The 17,960-nt window shown below is 44.6% G+C and carries 13 protein-coding genes and 10 tRNA genes; 15 read left to right on the top strand and 8 right to left on the bottom strand.

From position 1 onward, the window contains the following. Positions 1-22: 22 nt before the first annotated feature. Positions 23-979, top strand: coding sequence for a DHH family phosphoesterase (locus QF117_RS19540; protein ID WP_282387734.1), 957 nt, complete (start codon positions 23-25; stop codon positions 977-979). On the opposite strand, the gene QF117_RS19535 is transcribed toward QF117_RS19540, so the two are convergent. The 6 genes from QF117_RS19535 to rsgA all read right to left on the bottom strand — a co-directional run bounded on the left by QF117_RS19535 (position 976) and on the right by rsgA (position 8,648). Further along, positions 976-2,115: a murein hydrolase activator EnvC gene (locus tag QF117_RS19535; RefSeq protein ID WP_282387732.1), complete on the bottom strand. Its 1,140-nt coding sequence runs from the start codon at positions 2,113-2,115 to the stop codon at positions 976-978. The two genes, QF117_RS19540 and QF117_RS19535, sit on opposite strands and share 4 nt — an antisense overlap. Positions 2,116-2,299: 184 nt before the next feature. Then, positions 2,300-3,832, bottom strand: a complete 1,533-nt coding sequence (gene gpmM, locus QF117_RS19530; protein WP_282387730.1) for a 2,3-bisphosphoglycerate-independent phosphoglycerate mutase — start codon at positions 3,830-3,832, stop codon at positions 2,300-2,302. Positions 3,833-3,992: 160 nt separating this feature from the next. Next, positions 3,993-4,880: a DMT family transporter gene (locus QF117_RS19525; protein WP_282387728.1), complete on the bottom strand. Its 888-nt coding sequence runs from the start codon at positions 4,878-4,880 to the stop codon at positions 3,993-3,995. A gap of 123 nt (positions 4,881-5,003) precedes the next feature. Beyond that, entirely contained in the window at positions 5,004-6,419 is a 1,416-nt protein-coding gene (locus QF117_RS19520; RefSeq protein ID WP_282387727.1) for an SLC13 family permease, read from the bottom strand. Positions 6,420-6,600: 181 nt separating this feature from the next. Further along, the gene (gene asd / locus QF117_RS19515; protein ID WP_282387726.1) at positions 6,601-7,482 is read right to left on the bottom strand and encodes an archaetidylserine decarboxylase; all 882 of its coding nucleotides are present in this window, start codon (positions 7,480-7,482) and stop codon (positions 6,601-6,603) included. A gap of 110 nt (positions 7,483-7,592) precedes the next feature. Then, entirely contained in the window at positions 7,593-8,648 is a 1,056-nt protein-coding gene (rsgA, locus tag QF117_RS19510) for a small ribosomal subunit biogenesis GTPase RsgA (RefSeq protein ID WP_282387725.1), read from the bottom strand. A gap of 147 nt (positions 8,649-8,795) precedes the next feature. Here rsgA and orn point away from each other — a divergent pair, with 147 nt between their 5' ends. After that, entirely contained in the window at positions 8,796-9,341 is a 546-nt protein-coding gene (gene orn / locus QF117_RS19505) for an oligoribonuclease (RefSeq protein ID WP_282387724.1), read from the top strand. Positions 9,342-9,428: 87 nt separating this feature from the next. Here the strand turns inward: orn and QF117_RS19500 are convergent, their stop codons facing one another. Further along, the gene (locus QF117_RS19500) at positions 9,429-10,157 is read right to left on the bottom strand and encodes a hypothetical protein (RefSeq protein WP_282387723.1); all 729 of its coding nucleotides are present in this window, start codon (positions 10,155-10,157) and stop codon (positions 9,429-9,431) included. A gap of 305 nt (positions 10,158-10,462) precedes the next feature. Here QF117_RS19500 and QF117_RS19495 point away from each other — a divergent pair. From QF117_RS19495 to QF117_RS19450, 10 genes are all read left to right on the top strand, one after another. Continuing rightward, positions 10,463-10,538 (top strand) — tRNA-Gly (locus QF117_RS19495). A 74-nt stretch (positions 10,539-10,612) separates the two neighbouring features. Next, a tRNA-Met gene (locus tag QF117_RS19490) sits at positions 10,613-10,689 on the top strand. Positions 10,690-10,747: 58 nt separating this feature from the next. Continuing rightward, a tRNA-Gly gene (locus tag QF117_RS19485) sits at positions 10,748-10,823 on the top strand. Between the two features lie 74 nt (positions 10,824-10,897). Then, positions 10,898-10,974 (top strand) — tRNA-Met (locus tag QF117_RS19480). A 58-nt stretch (positions 10,975-11,032) separates the two neighbouring features. Then, positions 11,033-11,108, top strand: a tRNA-Gly gene (locus QF117_RS19475). A 74-nt stretch (positions 11,109-11,182) separates the two neighbouring features. Next, positions 11,183-11,259: transfer RNA gene (locus tag QF117_RS19470), tRNA-Met, on the top strand. A gap of 58 nt (positions 11,260-11,317) precedes the next feature. Beyond that, positions 11,318-11,393: transfer RNA gene (locus QF117_RS19465), tRNA-Gly, on the top strand. Positions 11,394-11,467: 74 nt separating this feature from the next. Further along, positions 11,468-11,544 (top strand) — tRNA-Met (locus QF117_RS19460). Positions 11,545-11,602: 58 nt separating this feature from the next. After that, a tRNA-Gly gene (locus QF117_RS19455) sits at positions 11,603-11,678 on the top strand. A gap of 74 nt (positions 11,679-11,752) precedes the next feature. After that, positions 11,753-11,829, top strand: a tRNA-Met gene (locus tag QF117_RS19450). Between the two features lie 589 nt (positions 11,830-12,418). Here QF117_RS19450 and queG read toward each other — a convergent pair. Further along, positions 12,419-13,567, bottom strand: a complete 1,149-nt coding sequence (queG, locus tag QF117_RS19445; protein ID WP_282387721.1) for a tRNA epoxyqueuosine(34) reductase QueG — start codon at positions 13,565-13,567, stop codon at positions 12,419-12,421. 209 nt (positions 13,568-13,776) lie between these two features. Here queG and tsaE point away from each other — a divergent pair, with 209 nt between their 5' ends. The 3 genes from tsaE to mutL are packed head-to-tail and all read left to right on the top strand — an operon-like array spanning position 13,777 to position 17,957. Then, positions 13,777-14,241: a tRNA (adenosine(37)-N6)-threonylcarbamoyltransferase complex ATPase subunit type 1 TsaE gene (gene tsaE, locus QF117_RS19440; RefSeq protein WP_282387720.1), complete on the top strand. Its 465-nt coding sequence runs from the start codon at positions 13,777-13,779 to the stop codon at positions 14,239-14,241. A gap of 26 nt (positions 14,242-14,267) precedes the next feature. Further along, on the top strand, positions 14,268-15,953 hold the full coding sequence (locus tag QF117_RS19435; RefSeq protein ID WP_282389530.1) for a LysM peptidoglycan-binding domain-containing protein: 1,686 nt from the start codon (positions 14,268-14,270) through the stop codon (positions 15,951-15,953). Positions 15,954-15,959: 6 nt separating this feature from the next. Further along, a complete protein-coding gene (gene mutL, locus QF117_RS19430; RefSeq protein ID WP_282387719.1) occupies positions 15,960-17,957 on the top strand; it encodes a DNA mismatch repair endonuclease MutL in 1,998 nt (665 codons plus the stop codon). The last annotated feature ends 3 nt before the right edge of the window (positions 17,958-17,960 follow it).

The raw sequence follows: 17,960 nt of genomic DNA, 5'->3' as shown, positions 1-17,960 counted from the left end.
ATTCATTTCCCCAAGGTTATTTATGCACTACGATGTTTTTAATGGTGATGCTGATGGCATCATCGCTTTACTGCAATTACGACTCTCTTCGCCTCGGACGTCACAGCTCATCACGGGTGTGAAGCGTGACATTAAGTTGGTTGAAAAATTGAATCTCTCGAATGATGACTCACTAACGATTCTTGATATTTCAATGGCTAAGAATATGGAAGGGTTAGTCTCTGCGCTCGAACTTGGGGTTGAGGTATTTTATGCGGATCATCATCAATCCGGTGATATTCCTGACCATCCATTACTCGATGCGAATATTGACCTCGATGCCAACACCTGTACGGCATTGATTATTGACCAATTATTAGAAGGCCAATACCACCTGTGGGCGATAACCGCTGCGTATGGTGATAATTTGATAGCGGTTGCGGATGATCTTGCACAGGCTAAAGGTCTGTCACAAGAGCAAAAAGAGCAGCTTAAAGAGCTAGGAACCTTGATCAATTACAATGGCTATGGGGCGAAAGTTGAAGACCTGCATTTCCATCCCGCCGATCTGTATCAAGCACTGCTTCACTATACTTCTCCGTTTGATGTGATTGCTGACCCAGAGTCTCCTTACTATAAGTTGCAACATGCTTATCAAGAGGACATGGATAAAGCGCTTGCTATCGATGCCAAATATCGCAGTGAAACCTTGGGGCTGTTTGAATTGCCTAATAATGCGGCTTCTCGCCGAATCAGTGGTGTATACGGAAACTTACTGGCGAATCAGGCGCCTGATTCTGCGCATGCCGTACTGACCGAAAACGCCGATGGAACCTACACCGTTTCATTAAGAGCGCCATTAACGAATAAGCAGGGCGCTGGTGATATTTGTGGGCAGTTTGCCACAGGCGGTGGCAGAGCAGCAGCCGCTGGGGTGAATGCACTCAAGAAAAGTGATGTGAGCGCTTTTATTGAAGCCGTTGAAGGCTTTTATGCTTAACGAGTTAACCACGATTTAGGGTTCTGCGTCTTACTATTTCGGCGCAGTTCAAAATACAGAGATGGGCGGCTCTGCCCTCCTGTATCTCCAGCTAAGGCGATGGTTTCACCAGCAGTCACCTTATCCCCTTCTTTCTTCATCAGGGTTTGATTAAAACCGTACAGCGTCATGTCACCTTTACCGTGGTCTAAAAGAACCACAAGGCCATATCCTCTCAGGTATTCCGCAAACACAACGGTACCCGGGTACACTGACTTGATCGCCTGTCCGTAATCTGCGTCAATAACAATCCCATTCCAATTGCTTTGTCCAGCTTGTTTGCTGCCGTAGCTGTGGAGTAATTTTCCTTTGATGGGCCATGGTAATTTCCCTTTTTGCTTTGTTAAGCCGTCCATAGGCACTGCATTTCGTTTCGCTGCCTTGGCGATTTCTGCTTTTAGTCGAGTTTCATTTCGCTGCAGCTCAGAGAGATAAACCTGATCACTTGATATGCTTTTCTTAATCTTATTGACCGTTTGACTGCGTTGAGTTTGGTTCTGTTTGAGGCTATTTCGCTTCGTTGTTTGCTGTTTGAGTAACTGAGCTATTTTTTGCTGTTCGAGTTGTAACTGTCGTTGATTTTTATTGAGTGCTTGCCGCGTTTGCTCAAGCGAATCAATCGTGATCGCCCGGGCTTTAGCTAGATGCTGAAAATATTGACTGATGCGGTCTTCTTCTACGCCATTATTTAAAATGCTGGTAGCGGTTTTGGCCCGTTGGGTGACATAGTAAGTTTTTATCAGCTCAGCCAGCGTGTCACTTTGCTGCTGTTTCAATTTGTTCAGCTGAGCGATTTCTGCATCAATCTTTTTAATGTTGTTGTTGGAAGTGGTGAGCGATGCCTTGGTCTTGGTAATCTGATTTTCTAAATCACTGATGCTCAATTCTTGTTTTTTAAGTGTGTTTTGCAGCTCATTGAGCTTCTTTTGTTGAGTTGATACGGAGTCTTTCTGACGTGATATTTCATTTTTCACCCCTTTGAGTTCGTTAGAAGAGGCCGCGTGACTAATGGTGGGAACGCTCAGTACCAGTGCTGAAAATAGAATGAAAAAATCGAGGCGATTTGTAAATGAGAATAGTGATAAAAACGTCGCCATAGAGCCAGAAGTCCATCGATTAAAATAAGGGCTTAGTATACCCAAAGAATTTTATGAGAAGAAAGGGGTATGTTAAAAGTTGCAAGGTAGTGGGTGTTTGATTGCCTTTAATTATTCGTCAGAGCCATAGATACAAAAATGCCTCAATTTACATTGAGGCATTCATTAAGATCATTGGCGCAAATTACTTGGTGAGAACTTGGCCTGTCATCTCTGCTGGGATCTCAATACCAACAAGATCAAGCATGGTTGGAGCAAGATCTGAAAGTTTACCTCCAGACTTAAATTCAAACTCTTTATTACCCACGTAGATCAACGGTACAGGCAGATTAGTATGGGCGGTGTGTGTGCCACCCGTTACTGGATCGATCATCATTTCAGCATTACCGTGGTCTGCTGTGATCAATAGCTGGCCATCGACTTCTTTAATCGCCGCAACCACTTTAGCCATACACGCATCAAGAGCTTCAATCGCTTGTTCTGCTGCTTCGTAAACGCCAGTATGGCCGACCATATCTGCATTAGGGAAGTTACAAATAATCGTGTCGTATTTGCCCGATTTGATAGCAGCAACGAGCTTATCTGTCAGTTCTTCAGAGCTCATTTCAGGTTGAAGATCGTAAGTCGCTACTTTTGGAGAAGCAACCAGTTGACGCTCTTCACCGTCAAATTCATTTTCGACACCGCCATTGAAGAAGAAGGTCACGTGGGCGTATTTTTCTGTTTCAGAGATACGCAGCTGCGTGTGCCCTTTCTTAGACAGCCATTCACCGTAAGTATTCTCAAGAGAGGTTGACGGGAAAGCGGTTGCCAGAGGAATATCAGCCGCGTATTGAGTCAGCATCACAAAGTTAATTGCAGGGAAAACAGCGCGCTCAAATCCATCAAAATCTGGAACGAATGTACGGGTCATCTGACGGGCACGATCGGCACGGTAGTTCATGAAAATAACCGCATCGCCATCTTCAATTTTTGCGCTTTCTTGGCTGTCTGTTTTAAGCTCAGTCGCTTTAACGAACTCGTCATTTTCATTACGCGCATAAGCCGCTTCTAGGCCTTCAACCGCTGAATCAAATGTGAACTCTGCTTTAGCTTGTGTCAGTAAGTCGTAAGCAACCTGTACACGTTCCCAGTTGTTGTCACGATCCATAGCGTAGTAACGGCCAACCAAAGACGCGATACGGCCTTTGCCTAAGCGCGCAAACAGTTCGTCAAAACGTTTTAGTGAGTTTTCAGCGCTGCGAGGTGGGGTGTCTCGTCCGTCCAAGAAGCAGTGCAGGTAAATTTTCTCTGCGCCACGTGCTGCTGCCATTTCAACGGCTGCATAGATGTGGTCTTCGTGAGAGTGAACACCACCTGGAGACATTAGACCCATCAGGTGGACCGCTTTTCCAGCAGAGACAGCTTTATCAATCGCTTCAACAAGAGCCGGCGTTTCAACAAACTCACCGTCAGCAATTGATTTTGTAATACGTGTTAAGTCTTGATATACCACGCGGCCTGCACCGATATTGGTGTGACCAACTTCTGAGTTACCCATTTGACCATCAGGCAAACCAACATCTAGGCCAGATGCTGAGATAAGAGTGTTTGGGTTGTTTGCAATAAGGGCATCCATCACTGGAGTTTTAGCGTTGTTGATTGCATTGCTGGCGTTATCTTCACGGTATCCCCAACCATCAAGAATCACTAGAGCCATTGGCTTCTTAGCTGACATAGATATAACCTCGTCCAAAATTAAAGTAACTTTAAAAACAAATTAGCGTAATTTTACTACACTTTAAAGGGTTTGCAGTAGCTAAAGATCAATGATTCTTCCTATCGCTACAAGAAAGGGTAGCCTATTGATCAAATTATAATGACAAATGAAAGTTTTATTATTGCACCAAAACGGCCGTACCGATCACGGCAACAACAGCCCCGATCCAGGCATAAATATTAGGGAGTTGCTTGGTGTAGAACCAGAGTATCGGTAAGAGCATGATTGGTGTGGTGGAGGAAAGCAGGGCAACCATGCCGACATTTCCGGTTTGCAGTGCGAACAATATCAATGTCATCCCTACCGCCATCGCAAGAAATCCATTAATGGCGGTAATCGTAAAGATGTTCATGGTCATTGGATTGCTGGCTTTCGCTAATTTTGCTCCAGACAACAAAAAGAGACTGTGAGCGACAAAAGCGGTGATCATTCGTATAGCAGACGCTGCGATAGGATCAACAGAAGTCAGCATAACCGGTTTTGCAATGATTCCACCGAGTGCTTGGCATAAAGCGGCAAGAAGCCCTAATGCGAGACCAATCCACACCTTTCCTTTGATCGTATCGAGATTGCTTTGTTGTCGACCTTTTCGGCCAAAGAAAATAGCCGTAACAACACCAGAAAACACCGGCACCGAACCCATTAGTTCCATTGAACTCATGGTTTCACTAAAAATAAAGTACCCAAGAATACCGGAAAATACCGCATGACAAGAAAAGAGAAGCCCTGCTTGCCTTGGACCCATGCGATTGAGACAGGCGAATAAAGCGGTGTCACCGATAAAGATGCCAATCAGGCCAGACAGCATCATTGGGGTAATATCACTGAGTTCAATCGTTCCCCAACCGCCGGTAAAGAGCGCCATACAAGACAGGATGAGGGAAGTACACCCCATGCGCCAGCGACTGTAGGCAAACGATCCTAAATGCAATGATGGTTTTACTGAGAGCAAGCTGGCGATTGCCCAAAGAAATGCGGCTGCGAGCGCGAGCCATTCAAATCCCACGTCGCGTCTTCCTAGAGTTCGTAGGTGATTAATGGCTTACAATATGCCCTAATCTTGAATCATTGCCTAGGGATATATCCTCGTCCAATTCAGATTAGGGTCATGTGGCGTATTCGGTCCTTTTTAGGTCAATATCAACAGAGCGGCGTAAACAATCAGTAAGCCCATTACCCCGATAATTAATCCGGTTTTGGCCATGTCTTTACTTTCAATCAGGCCGGTTGAATAGGCCAATGAATTCGGTGGCGTCGAGACGGGAAGAATCATCCCAAGTGAGGCCGAGAACGCCACCACGACCAGCAATCCTTGAAGACCGCCAACTGCGGTAAGGCTTTCCATTGAAGCCCCAATCGCTGCGGCAATTGGCATCAGTAAGTTTGCGGTGGCAGTATTGGACATGAAGTTAGCCATTAACCAGCAGACCACAGAAAGAGTCAACACGACGGCAACAGGAGAGAGCGATTCATAGTCAATAGCATGGGCAAGGGCAACCGCTAACCCTGTTTTATCAAGGCCAATCCCAATAGCGATACCACCGGCGACCAGCCAGAGGACATCCCAGTTAATCTGCTTTAGCTCCTCTTTCCCCATAATCCCAGTCAAGGTAAATACTGCAAGGGGGATGATGGAAACTACATATGTGTTCATGCCATGCACTTTGGTTGTCATCCAAAGTAAGATGGTCATGCCAAATGTTATGTAGACCGTGATGGCTCGCCAGCTGGTTTTAAACTTTCCATTTAGCTTTAAGATCATTTGTTGTTGCTGCGATGGAAACAGTTTTTGTAGGAGAAACCAGGCAAAGGTCAATTGAATAACAACAAACGGTAGGCCCATCATCATCCACGAAAGAAAATCGATACTGTTTTCTCCGGTCAAATATTGCAGGGCAATGGCGTTTGGTGGGGTGCCTATGGGTGTCGCGATGCCCCCCGTGTTGGCTGCGATAGGGATACAAAGAACCAGAGCTTTAATGCCCAAATCACCTTTAGGCGCCGAGGCAACAATGGGGCCGAGAAGGGCCAGCATCATGACCGTTGTTGCGGTATTAGACATAAACATGGAAAAGACCGCAGTAATCAGCATTAAACCGAGCATGATGAACTTAGGTTGAGTGCCAAAAGGTTTGAGGAGAACTCGGGCCAAGTTGTTGTCCAGTTCATATTTGGACGCTGCAATGGCTAAGGCGAAACCACCCATAAATAAAATGATAATCGGTGATGAAAAGGCACTGAAAATATCGGTGTAACTCATTAACTCACCTAAATCATGCCCTTCGGGAGGCTGGCGAAAGAAATGCAAGCCTTTATCGGAAATCATGATCAGTTCGAGGGCAATGATCAATATGGATGTAGCAAAAACAGGGACGGGTTCTAAAACCCATAGAAGAGCGGCGAGTAGGAATATGGCAAGCAGCCGATGTTGTATCAGCGTCAGATCATCGATAGGAATCAGATCAATCGGAATGAATAAAACGGCGAGAGGTAACATAAAGCATATGAACAACTTTATTAAAACACCTTTATTCAGTGCTGGCATGGAGCGATTCCTACAATAAAAAGAGAGTCAAAGTAGAATAGGCGATTTGGAAATAGAGGACTTGGACGAGCGTTATAGTTTTGATAAGTGGTGGATTTTATTGGATGAGTTTTGTTTCTAATCAAAAATGCCCTGTGATGAACAGGGCATAAGTTAGAATGTCGCTTTTGTTATTGCAGCGTTATTCTTCGCCAGCGCTATCGCCTGCTTTGATGTGAGCGTATGGTGCACCCATGCGAGTCGGTGCACAGAGCAGCATGCTTTCTTCAAAGGTAATGGCGTCTTTAGCGAACAGGTTGATGACGGTTGAACCTAACTTAAAGCGCCCCATCTCTTGTCCTTTTTTGAGATGAACCGATTTATTACCTTCCGCTGGGTAGTTCCAACGATAAACCGTATTGCCACGAGGCGGAGTGACGGTTCCTGCCCAGGTCAGTTCAATACTACCCACAATCGTGGCACCCACTAAAATTTGTGCCATCGGGCCAAACTCAGTATCAAAGATACACACCACGCGTTCGTTGCGGGCAAATAAATTTGGGATGTTCTCTGCGGTCAATGGGTTGACAGAAAACAGGTCACCCGGTACATAAATCATTTGGCGTAAAACACCATCACACGGCATGTGCACACGGTGGTAATCACTTGGCGAAAGATATAAGGTGGCAAACTCACCATCGGCAAATTCATTGGCCAGTTCCTCATCGCCACCAAGCAGTTCGACCGACGTGTAATCGTGGCCCTTAGCTTGGATCAGTTTACCATCGACAATCGGGCCGAATTGACTGACACACGCATCGGCGGGGTGAGTGATCACTTGATCACCTTCAGCTACAGGGCGAAGTCCATCTTTTAACTCACGGACGAAAAATTCGTTAAATGTTTTAAAGTGAGAGGGATCGGAGTCTAGCGCTTCATCCATGTTGACTTTGTATTGTTTGATAAATCCACGAATAATCGCGGTGGTTAAACTGCCCAATCGAGCAGAGGCCAATTTGCCGACCAAACGGGTTAAAGCATGCTTTGGTAGCCAGTGCTGCAGTTCAACTTTAATTTTATCCATTATGAAAATTCCAATACTGTTTAAATGTGCGACTCTGTTCTGGGCGCGAGATAGTACTTAAATATGATTTCATTGTCAGTAACCTAACAATATTTACATACAAAAATGGCTTAAAGATCGGCTTTTTTGTTGCGAGAATATTGTCGGTTGGCTTTATTTTCTGCCATGCTTTCTATAATTCTGTGGTAGTTGTCGAAACGAAGTTTGCTGATTTTTCCGTTTTCAACAGCTTCACGTAGGATACAACCAGGGTCATCTTTGTGTGTACAATCTCGGAACTTGCAACCACCTAAATAGGGCTTAAACTCAATGAAAGCTTCTGTGATCTCGTCGGGTTCAAGGTGCCACAGACCAAACTCACGAACCCCCGGAGAGTCAATCAAATCACCGCCTGAAGGGAAGTGATACAAACGCGCTGCTGTGGTGGTGTGCTGACCAAGCCCTGAGTTTTCAGAAACCGCACCTTCTTCGATATCTAAAGTCGGCATTAACGCGTTCACTAAACTTGATTTACCGACACCCGATTGCCCAACAAAAATGTTGATGCAACCTTTGAGTTCAGCCTCAAGTTCTTTGATGCCATAGCCAGATTCTTTACTCACGAACATCACTTTGTAGCCGATTTTCTCGTACTCTTTAAGCGTTTCACGGTACTCGCCAATCTGTTGTTCAGTAAGTAAGTCCACTTTATTTAGCACCACCAATGGCGCGATATTAACAGTTTCAGAAGCAATCAAATAACGGTCGATGATGTTAAGTGAAAGCTCAGGTAATACCGAAGAGACGATAACCATTTGGTCGACATTAGCCGCAACCGGTTTTAAACCGTCATAGTAATCGGGGCGAGTTAGCATTGAAGTTCGGGGTTCAACGGCTTCTACAACACCAGAAATACCGGCCATCGACTCTAAACCCGCACGCCAAATAACTTTGTCACCAGACACTAATGTTTCAATACTGCGACGCAAGTTGCAACGGTGAACTTCGTTGGTATCAAGATCTTCGATATCTGCATGTTGGCCAAATCGAGTGATAACGAGACCGTTTTTAGCACCACCGAGCATGCTCTCATCCCATTGGATAGAGTCTTCTTTCTTGAGTCGTCTATTTTGGTTGCTGCGTACTCTTCGCACTTGACCTTTGGTCAATTTTTTCTTTTTTGCCACAATGATGTCTTCAATACGTTATTGATGATGCGATCTACCTTCGGAAGGCCTGTTGTTTCAGCGAATGCTAATGATTCAGAACTATCTTGGGGATCCTTATTTGGGTATAGTACCTCTTTTATCCTTAAACAAATAGGCAACTCACTCATGTCCTTTAGCGATCAAAACTTAATTTGGGTCGATCTTGAGATGACAGGCTTAGATCCTGAAACTCATAAGATCATTGAAATTGCCACTGTCGTGACTGATAGTGAACTCAACATTTTAGCTGAAGGCCCGGTTCTTGCCATTCATCAAGATGACATCGAATTGGATAAAATGGATGAGTGGTGCACCACGACTCATACGGGGAGTGGGTTGGTTGAACGTGTGCGTAAAAGCCAAGTCAGTGAGCAAGACGCGATTAAACAAACGATTGAATTTTTAGAGAAATGGGTGCCGAAATCAGCATCGCCTATCTGTGGAAACAGCATTGGTCAAGATCGTCGTTTTTTGTACAAACACATGCCTGAACTTGAGCAGTATTTCCATTACCGTTATATCGATGTTAGCACGTTAAAAGAGCTAACACGCCGCTGGAAACCGGAAGTGTTGGACGGCTTTTCTAAAAGTGGCAGCCACTTGGCGCTTGATGATATTCGTGAGTCTATTGCAGAGCTGAAATATTACCGCCAAACGATCATTTCGATTTAATTCAGCCCTAACCAAGGGCAATGAGCTTCGCCTCTCATTTAATACCTGCTATTTTGAATGCCAGTTATCATACGCTGGCATTTTTTATTAGGGTACGGGTAAAAATGCGAATTGAGCAACGCCATGTACGACTTTTGTGATACTACGATTCATTTTATCTGCCACGATGAGCGCCATCATATCCTGAACTAGCGTCATTTTCGCAAAGAGGCGGTCAAAGCTCGTGTCAGCGCCTGTTTCACTCAATCGATTTGTTAGAATAAATAAGTCTCCATTTGAGTCTCTTCGGTGGTAAAGCCGCCAAACAAAAATCTCGATATTGCGGGCACTGTTGTAAAGCGCTTGTTCATCAAGTGAATCGAGAATAAAAAACTCTTGTTGGTGGTTGTAAGAGCGCCTGAGCATTTCTGAAAGACCAACGACGGCGGCAAAGACTCTGTCGCCTTGGTAGTTTTCGTCAAAGCTTAAAAGAATCGCGTCAACACTGGTTATGCCGTCGAGTTCATCAAAGACAAGTGAAGGAAGTTGCGTTTCATCGAGAGACCCAAAAATTTGTTCAATGCGTTTTTCTACGGTCATCCCTTCATTTTTTTTGAGTTGGGAGGGATTACGAGCGTACAATTTTTGGGTGAGCCGAATCATCATCTGCTTTTGTTGACGAGCATGTACATCCATCACAAAATCGATGTCACTCTTTCCTAGATTTCTGATTGGCTTCGGTACGGTCCCACAACCGGAAAGTGTCAGGCACAGTAGGCTAACGAGTATTACCGTTCGGTAATGCAATAAGATCACAGTGTGTTTTAAGAGAGGCATTAATTGTCTTTCCATGACGGGGCGCGACTTAAACGAGTGGATATATTGATCAAAGTTATACCAAAGAAGCAATATCTTCGATCTATTCATGAACTGGATTGGGCAAATAATGGCTTATCTCGCATTATCTCTTTAATTTGTGAGTTGAATGATTCGTCGGTTTTAGTCATAAGGTCAGTAAACTGGAAATTATGATGGCTTTTTAGGCGGATAGAAAAAAAAAGCTGTTTTTTTATCGGAATGACTTGCATCACAAATAAATGCTCTTATAATTCGCATCCCTAAACAACGGAAACGTTGTCAAAGCGATACTAGCTCAGTTGGTAGAGCGCAACCTTGCCAAGGTTGAGGTCATCGGTTCGAACCCGATGTATCGCTCCAAATTCTCTTTTAGTGCGTTTAGTATTAATAAGAAAATTGGCAATAGCGTCATTGTCTTAAACAATGCATTCGGACGCGGGATGGAGCAGTTTGGTAGCTCGTCGGGCTCATAACCCGAAGGTCGTCGGTTCAAATCCGGCTCCCGCAACCACATTACAGTTACACGTTGATTGATGGCTTATTGAAGCGACGATAAACGGTTAACTTATGCGATACTAGCTCAGTTGGTAGAGCGCAACCTTGCCAAGGTTGAGGTCATCGGTTCGAACCCGATGTATCGCTCCAAATTCTCTTTTAGTGCGTTTAGTATTAATAAGAAAATTGGCAATAGCGTCATTGTCTTAAACAATGCATTCGGACGCGGGATGGAGCAGTTTGGTAGCTCGTCGGGCTCATAACCCGAAGGTCGTCGGTTCAAATCCGGCTCCCGCAACCACATTACAGTTACACGTTGATTGATGGCTTATTGAAGCGACGATAAACGGTTAACTTATGCGATACTAGCTCAGTTGGTAGAGCGCAACCTTGCCAAGGTTGAGGTCATCGGTTCGAACCCGATGTATCGCTCCAAATTCTCTTTTAGTGCGTTTAGTATTAATAAGAAAATTGGCAATAGCGTCATTGTCTTAAACAATGCATTCGGACGCGGGATGGAGCAGTTTGGTAGCTCGTCGGGCTCATAACCCGAAGGTCGTCGGTTCAAATCCGGCTCCCGCAACCACATTACAGTTACACGTTGATTGATGGCTTATTGAAGCGACGATAAACGGTTAACTTATGCGATACTAGCTCAGTTGGTAGAGCGCAACCTTGCCAAGGTTGAGGTCATCGGTTCGAACCCGATGTATCGCTCCAAATTCTCTTTTAGTGCGTTTAGTATTAATAAGAAAATTGGCAATAGCGTCATTGTCTTAAACAATGCATTCGGACGCGGGATGGAGCAGTTTGGTAGCTCGTCGGGCTCATAACCCGAAGGTCGTCGGTTCAAATCCGGCTCCCGCAACCACATTACAGTTACACGTTGATTGATGGCTTATTGAAGCGACGATAAACGGTTAACTTATGCGATACTAGCTCAGTTGGTAGAGCGCAACCTTGCCAAGGTTGAGGTCATCGGTTCGAACCCGATGTATCGCTCCAAATTCTCTTTTAGTGCGTTTAGTATTAATAAGAAAATTGGCAATAGCGTCATTGTCTTAAACAATGCATTCGGACGCGGGATGGAGCAGTTTGGTAGCTCGTCGGGCTCATAACCCGAAGGTCGTCGGTTCAAATCCGGCTCCCGCAACCACTTCACCATTAAAGGCTGTTAAGTCAATAATGATGTGATTTAGCTCTTCTAATTTTATAGTGATTCTTTTCACTGATAGCCGAAAGGCTTTGCTCTTTTCCATCATGCTGAGAAGCATAATCCCCCAAAATTTATGAAACACTACCAAGTGCTAGTGGTTCTTGTCTGACTTTATCAATCGATTAGTTTTGAGACGAGCCAATGCTACGTCATTATTGATGTTGAGCGTGGTATGGCTGTATCTGTCAACAGAGTTATCCACAGAATGATAACTGTGGATAAGTTGGTGGGTAAACTGATTTTTCGGGCTAGAAAGTCGAGTAAACAAAAGATCTTTTTATTCAGATAGACTCGTGTTTCTGATAAGGAATCTAAGTAACCGATTGTTTATTTAGGTTTTTCTTGTATTTTTAATGCTAACTTTAGCCCTGTAATAAGATCATTAAGTGATTGTTTCTTGATCTTCGTCATATCTTCGTTTTGTGGCTAACTTTCTTAAGTTATAGGAAACGCCGTCTAGTTTAGTTTTTTTTCCACATTCTATTTTTTAGAACTAAGTCAAATAATGAGCAATGCATTTGTGCAATGTTCATGCGTCTCTAGGCAGTCCTTTTTCTATTACTCTAATTAATCGTTGGTTTTTTTGCTCAACACTATCAATCGTTTTTTGCTCAAGGCCACCAAGAGAAAGTGGCAACTGCCGGTGCTGTTCTTCTAGTGCCCATTTGATGTGTATATCAAGCATGTCATTAAAGCCTAACTTTTCTTCTAAAGCCGCCACAATAGACGATGAGAATGGTGCATTCCCCATTGCTATCGATAAATTTCTCAGCCATTGAATGTAGCCGATTCTCCGGATAGCAGAGCCTTCCATTTTTTGAAGGAACTCCTCTTCCTGCCAAGAAAACAGCGAGACGAGGTTAGCGTCTGCTAGTGTATCACGGCGGTGAAAATCGCCTTGCTCCGTGATAGTCGAGAATCGATTCCATGGGCATACTAGCTGACAATCGTCACAGCCATAGATTCTGTTACCCATAGGTTTGCGGAATTCTTCTGGAATGACGCCATCATATTCAATGGTTAAATAGGAAATACATCGTCTAGCATCGACAACACCATCGGCAATAATGGCTTGTGTTGGGCACGATGTGACGCAGGCGCTGCATTTTCCGCATTCATTCTGGCTGGGTTGATCGATAGGTAACGGAAGATCCACTAAGAGCTCACCCAGAAAAAACCAAGAGCCGGTTTCTTTGTCAAGCAGTAACGAATGTTTCCCCGCCCAACCTAGCCCAGCTTTTTCCGCGAGTGGCCGTTCTAGTATTGGAGCGCTATCGACGAATGGACGATAGCCGTATGCACCCACTTCTTGCTCTATCTTTTTACCCAGCTTTTTCAATTGATTGCGAATGATTTTATGGTAATCGCGGCCAAGGGCGTAACGACTGATGTAAGCCTGTGTTTTATCGGCGAGATTAGAGGCAAACTGGGCCTCTGGTGGTAGGTAATCCATTCTTGCACTGATTACTCGAATGGTTCCAGGTAATAGCTCAGCAGGTCGTGCACGCATCATGCCGTGGCGTGCCATCCAATCCATTTCACCGTGTAAGCCTGCGTCTAGATACTTTTGAAGCTGCGGTTCATGTTCAGAGAGGTCGACATCACAGATGCCCACTTTCTGAAAGCCAAGCTCTTTCGCCCAAATTTTGATTTGATCAGCGAGGTGTTGATAATCCATAGGTAAAGAGCCTGATTGAATAGGGGGCCGGATCTTACAAGATCTTATTACAAGGATCTAGCGGTTCCATGACGGTTCGAATGTTATTATTTGCCAATATTTGCGTTTAATTACACAAGAGCGCTTGTTTCTCAATTCTAACCCAGTTTACTATTCCTATTACTTTGATTTATATATAGTCAGTTTGAACACGTTCGAGAAGCCCAACCATGAAGACAAAACAATTTAATCTTATTAATGAAGAAGCGACGATTCACGTTGGTACTTTGCTTGCTCAGTGTTGTTCACAACAAACGACTATTTATTTGCATGGGGATCTTGGCGCAGGGAAGACGACATTCAGTCGCGGATTTGTTCGAGCCTTAGGTCACCAGGGAAACGTAAAAAGCCCAACTTATACCTTAGTAGAGCCTTACCAACTGGATAAGTGGCAAGTTTACCACTTTGATCTTTATCGCTTAGCCGATCCTGAAGAACTCGAATTTATGGGGATCCGAGACTACTACACGCCTGATGCTATTTGTCTCGTTGAGTGGCCTGAAAAGGGGGAAGGTTTACTTCCAAAGCCTGATCTTGATATTGAACTGCGTTATCAAGGCGAACAAAGAACGATGACCCTTACGGCGAACAATGAGTATGGACAGTCATTACTGAATCAATTGGAGCTAAGTTGAGTATTCAATCTATTGTGAAAGTGCGTGTGAATCGTTGTGTTCTGACCGTACTTACTGCGTTCATTTCATTGTTTTCTTACTCTCTTTGGGCGAATTCGCTTGAGGGGGTGAGGGTATGGCCATCTCCGGATGAAACCAGAGTGGTCATTGATTTGCAATCAGAGGCAGACTTTAGCTACTTCACCTTGAGCAGCCCAAATCGCTTAGTGGTTGATTTGAACAATACGTCTCTTAATACCAAGCTCCCGCTGTCTGTTAGTGACAGTCCAGTATTAAGACAAGTAAGAAAAAGTACGCCACCAAAAAAATCGACGTATCGCTTGGTGTTTGAATTGAAAAGCAAAGTACAGGCGAATATTTTTAAGTTAGCCCCTGTTTCTGGCGGTCAATATGGTCATCGCTTAGTCATCGATTTGCCTCATGGTTCAACGTCTAAAAGCGTCTCTACGGTTAAAGCCCCTGAAGTCAGTAAAGATGTTTCCCAAATCAAGCGACAAGAAGAGATTCTGATTGTTATCGACCCAGGTCATGGTGGAGAAGACCCCGGTTCTATCGGACCGAGCCGTAAATATGAAAAAAATGCAACACTGAGTATTTCAAAAAAGCTGGCAGCGCAACTGAATGCAATACCCGGTATCAAAGCGAGACTCACTCGTTCAGGTGATTACTATGTCAACTTGAATCGACGTGTTGCGATTGCGAGTGAGAACAATGCCCATCTATTGATATCGATACATGCCGATGCATTTACCACGCCTCAACCTAAAGGTGGCTCGGTGTTTGTCTTGAATACGCGTCGAGCAAATACAGAAATCTCTCGTTGGATAGAAGACAAAGAGAAACAGTCTGAGCTATTGGGTGGTGGTGGCGCTGCTTTCCCGAGCAGCATTAACGATCGTAACGTCAATCAAACCTTGCTTGATCTTCAATTCAGTCATTCCCAAAAGGAAGGATATAAACTGGCGACTGAGATTTTATCTGAGATGGGGAAAGTGACTAAGCTTCATAATTCAAAGCCTATCAATACCAGCCTAGCCGTGTTGAGATCCCCTCAGATCCCATCGGTACTTGTTGAGACGGGGTTTATTTCTAACCCAACAGAAGAGAAGCTTTTATTCCAAAGAGCCCATCAAGACAAACTGTCTCGCTCCATCACCAAGGCGGTGGTTAAATATTTAAAAGCGAACCCGCCTGAAGGCACCTATTTTAAAGCTCAAACCACGCCTAAAACGTATAAAGTTAAACGCGGTGACTCGTTGTCTGCAATAGCGAAAAAGTATGGCACGTCGACGAGTGCGTTGATGAAGGCGAATAAACTCAAAAGCAGCAGTTTAGCGATTGGGCAGGTACTGACGATTCCTGCTGCGGGCTCGGTTTCAACCGCGGCCGATACCGTCGAAACAAAGGTCGTGACGCATACGGTTCGTTCGGGTGATTACTTAGGGAAAATAGCCAGCCGTTATAAAGTGACCATTGGCGCTATAAAGCGTGAAAATAATCTGAAATCTGACACGCTAAAACTAGGGCAGAAACTTAAGATCACCGTGAGTCTAAAAGATGTGCCAATTCGTAAGCATACCGTCAAACGGGGCGACTATCTCGGAAAGATAGCGAGTAAGTATGGAGTGCCCATCAATAGTATTCGACAAGCAAACAAACTGAGGTCCGATGAATTAGCGATCGGTCAAATATTGATTATTCCTAATAAGTAGGCCTGTATGACCATAAAAATATTGCCTGCTCGACTGGCCAACCAAATCGCAGCAGGAGAGGTGGTAGAAAGACCTGCTTCTGTTGTCAAAGAGTTGGTTGAAAATAGTTTGGACTCAGGGGCGACGCGGATTGATGTTGATATCGAAAAAGGCGGAGCAAAGCTGATTCGAGTCCGAGATAACGGTAAAGGCATCGAAAAAGAGGAATTGGGCTTAGCGTTAAGCCGTCATGCGACCTCAAAAATACATTGCCTCGATGATCTTGAGGCCATAGTGAGTCTTGGTTTTCGTGGTGAGGCTCTTGCGAGCATTAGTTCTGTTTCTCGTTTGACGATGACATCACGCCCAGCGACTCAAGAGCAAGCTTGGTCGGCCTATAGTGAAGGTCGAGATATGCAGGTAAAGCTGACACCGACCGCACACCCCATTGGAACCAGCGTTGAAGTGCTCGATCTGTTTTTTAATACACCGGCTCGGCGCAAATTCCTTCGTACTGAAAAAACAGAATTCACCCATATTGACGAGTTGATGAAGCGGATAGCACTGAGCTGTTTTGACGTTACGATCAACCTCACCCACAACGGTAAATCGGTACGCCAGTATCGGGCTGCGAAGTCAGAAGTACAGGCAGAAAAGCGTATTTCAGCAGTGTGTGGCAGCCACTTTGTGAAGAACATGCTCAAGATCGAACTTGAACATCAAGGTTTGCGTTTGCATGGTTGGATCACCACGCCAGAAGGGGCTAGGCAGCAAAATGATCTTCAGTATTGTTATGTGAATGGCCGAATGATGAGAGACAAACTCATCAATCACGCAATCCGACAAAGCTATGAAAACACGCTACGCGTTGATCAATTCCCTACGTATATTCTATTTATTGAGATAGACCCTCATCAAGTCGATGTGAATGTACACCCCGCTAAACATGAAGTTCGTTTTCATCAAGCCAGATTAGTACACGATTTTATTTATCAGGCACTGAGCGATGCTCTCGCCCAAAGTGAGCACATCGGTTCACCTAAGCTCACGACGTCTGCTTTTCATCAGTCGAGTCAAGCATCGAGTGAATCTGATAAAGGCCCGGTAGACATAAACCCAAAGAATGAAAATAAGAAAGATCGAGGCGTCACTCACGATCGCGTTTCTCCTCAGATTATGGCCGCTATCGATCATTCACCGATGTACCCAAATAAAGTCACGAGCGAATCGAATGATAGGGTCGGCGAGTCGAGCCTCACTACTCCAAATTCAGCCGCTCATTGGCGAGGTTCAAAAACACCAACCTCGGGGCAGACGACCCAGCCAGTACCTGTTGATCGAGCAAGCCCAAAAGAGCTTCAGCTGTACTCTGAACTATTAACAACAGAGAATGAGAAACACACCCCACGAGCAGACCACAGAAATGCAGCAAGCGTGACACCAGCGCCTGTGCCGATAACATCGCTTGGCAAGGGGATCAATGTGGTTCATGGGCGTTATATATTGATGGCGTCTAAACAAAGCAGCGTGTTAGTGTCGTTAGCAAAGGCAGAATGGCTTCGTATTCGAGGTCAGCTTGATATTACTCATGCAGACCTGACCAGCCAGCCTCTTCTTGTGCCTTTGTCTTTAAAAGTCGATGAAAAGCAACACCTAAGTAATCAGCGTTTGCAGCCGACCTTATCTCGTCTTGGTATTCAAATTAAAGAGCGTAATAAGCAATCTTTAATGGTCATGGGCGTTCCGCAGCCGTTACGCCAACAAAACCTGCAAATAATCATTCCAGATCTGTTATCGTACTTGGCAACGAATGACTTGGAATCTGATTCTGACATCGATCCGACTTACCTTATTAATTGGTTGTCAGATCGTATAACCCAAGTGAAAACCGACTACACTTTATCGGAAGCGATTCAAATTATTGCGGAACTAGAACAGCTTTGGCATGGTCAATTACCATTAGATGATCCTAAGTTTGTCCAACCGATAGATTTTTCAGCGACGATTGCTGCGTTACTGGCTTAATAA

The sequence above is a fragment of the Vibrio sp. YMD68 genome (genome assembly GCF_029958905.1).
In the GTDB taxonomy this organism is placed as follows: Bacteria; Pseudomonadota; Gammaproteobacteria; order Enterobacterales; family Vibrionaceae; genus Vibrio.
This window is presented reverse-complemented; position numbering and strand designations above follow the sequence as displayed.

Excerpts from the sequence above, each read along its gene's own strand:
- QF117_RS19535 (WP_282387732.1), bottom strand. The coding sequence starts at position 2,115 with ATGGCGACGTTTTTATCACTATTCTCATTTACAAATCGCCTCGATTTT.
- QF117_RS19520 (WP_282387727.1), bottom strand. The coding sequence starts at position 6,419 with ATGCCAGCACTGAATAAAGGTGTTTTAATAAAGTTGTTCATATGCTTT.
- tsaE (WP_282387720.1), top strand. The coding sequence starts at position 13,777 with ATGAAGACAAAACAATTTAATCTTATTAATGAAGAAGCGACGATTCAC.
- queG (WP_282387721.1), bottom strand. The coding sequence starts at position 13,567 with ATGGATTATCAACACCTCGCTGATCAAATCAAAATTTGGGCGAAAGAG.
- gpmM (WP_282387730.1), bottom strand. The coding sequence starts at position 3,832 with ATGTCAGCTAAGAAGCCAATGGCTCTAGTGATTCTTGATGGTTGGGGA.
- QF117_RS19500 (WP_282387723.1), bottom strand. The coding sequence starts at position 10,157 with ATGCCTCTCTTAAAACACACTGTGATCTTATTGCATTACCGAACGGTA.
- orn (WP_282387724.1), top strand. The coding sequence starts at position 8,796 with ATGTCCTTTAGCGATCAAAACTTAATTTGGGTCGATCTTGAGATGACA.
- QF117_RS19540 (WP_282387734.1), top strand. The coding sequence starts at position 23 with ATGCACTACGATGTTTTTAATGGTGATGCTGATGGCATCATCGCTTTA.
- asd (WP_282387726.1), bottom strand. The coding sequence starts at position 7,482 with ATGGATAAAATTAAAGTTGAACTGCAGCACTGGCTACCAAAGCATGCT.
- mutL (WP_282387719.1), top strand. The coding sequence starts at position 15,960 with ATGACCATAAAAATATTGCCTGCTCGACTGGCCAACCAAATCGCAGCA.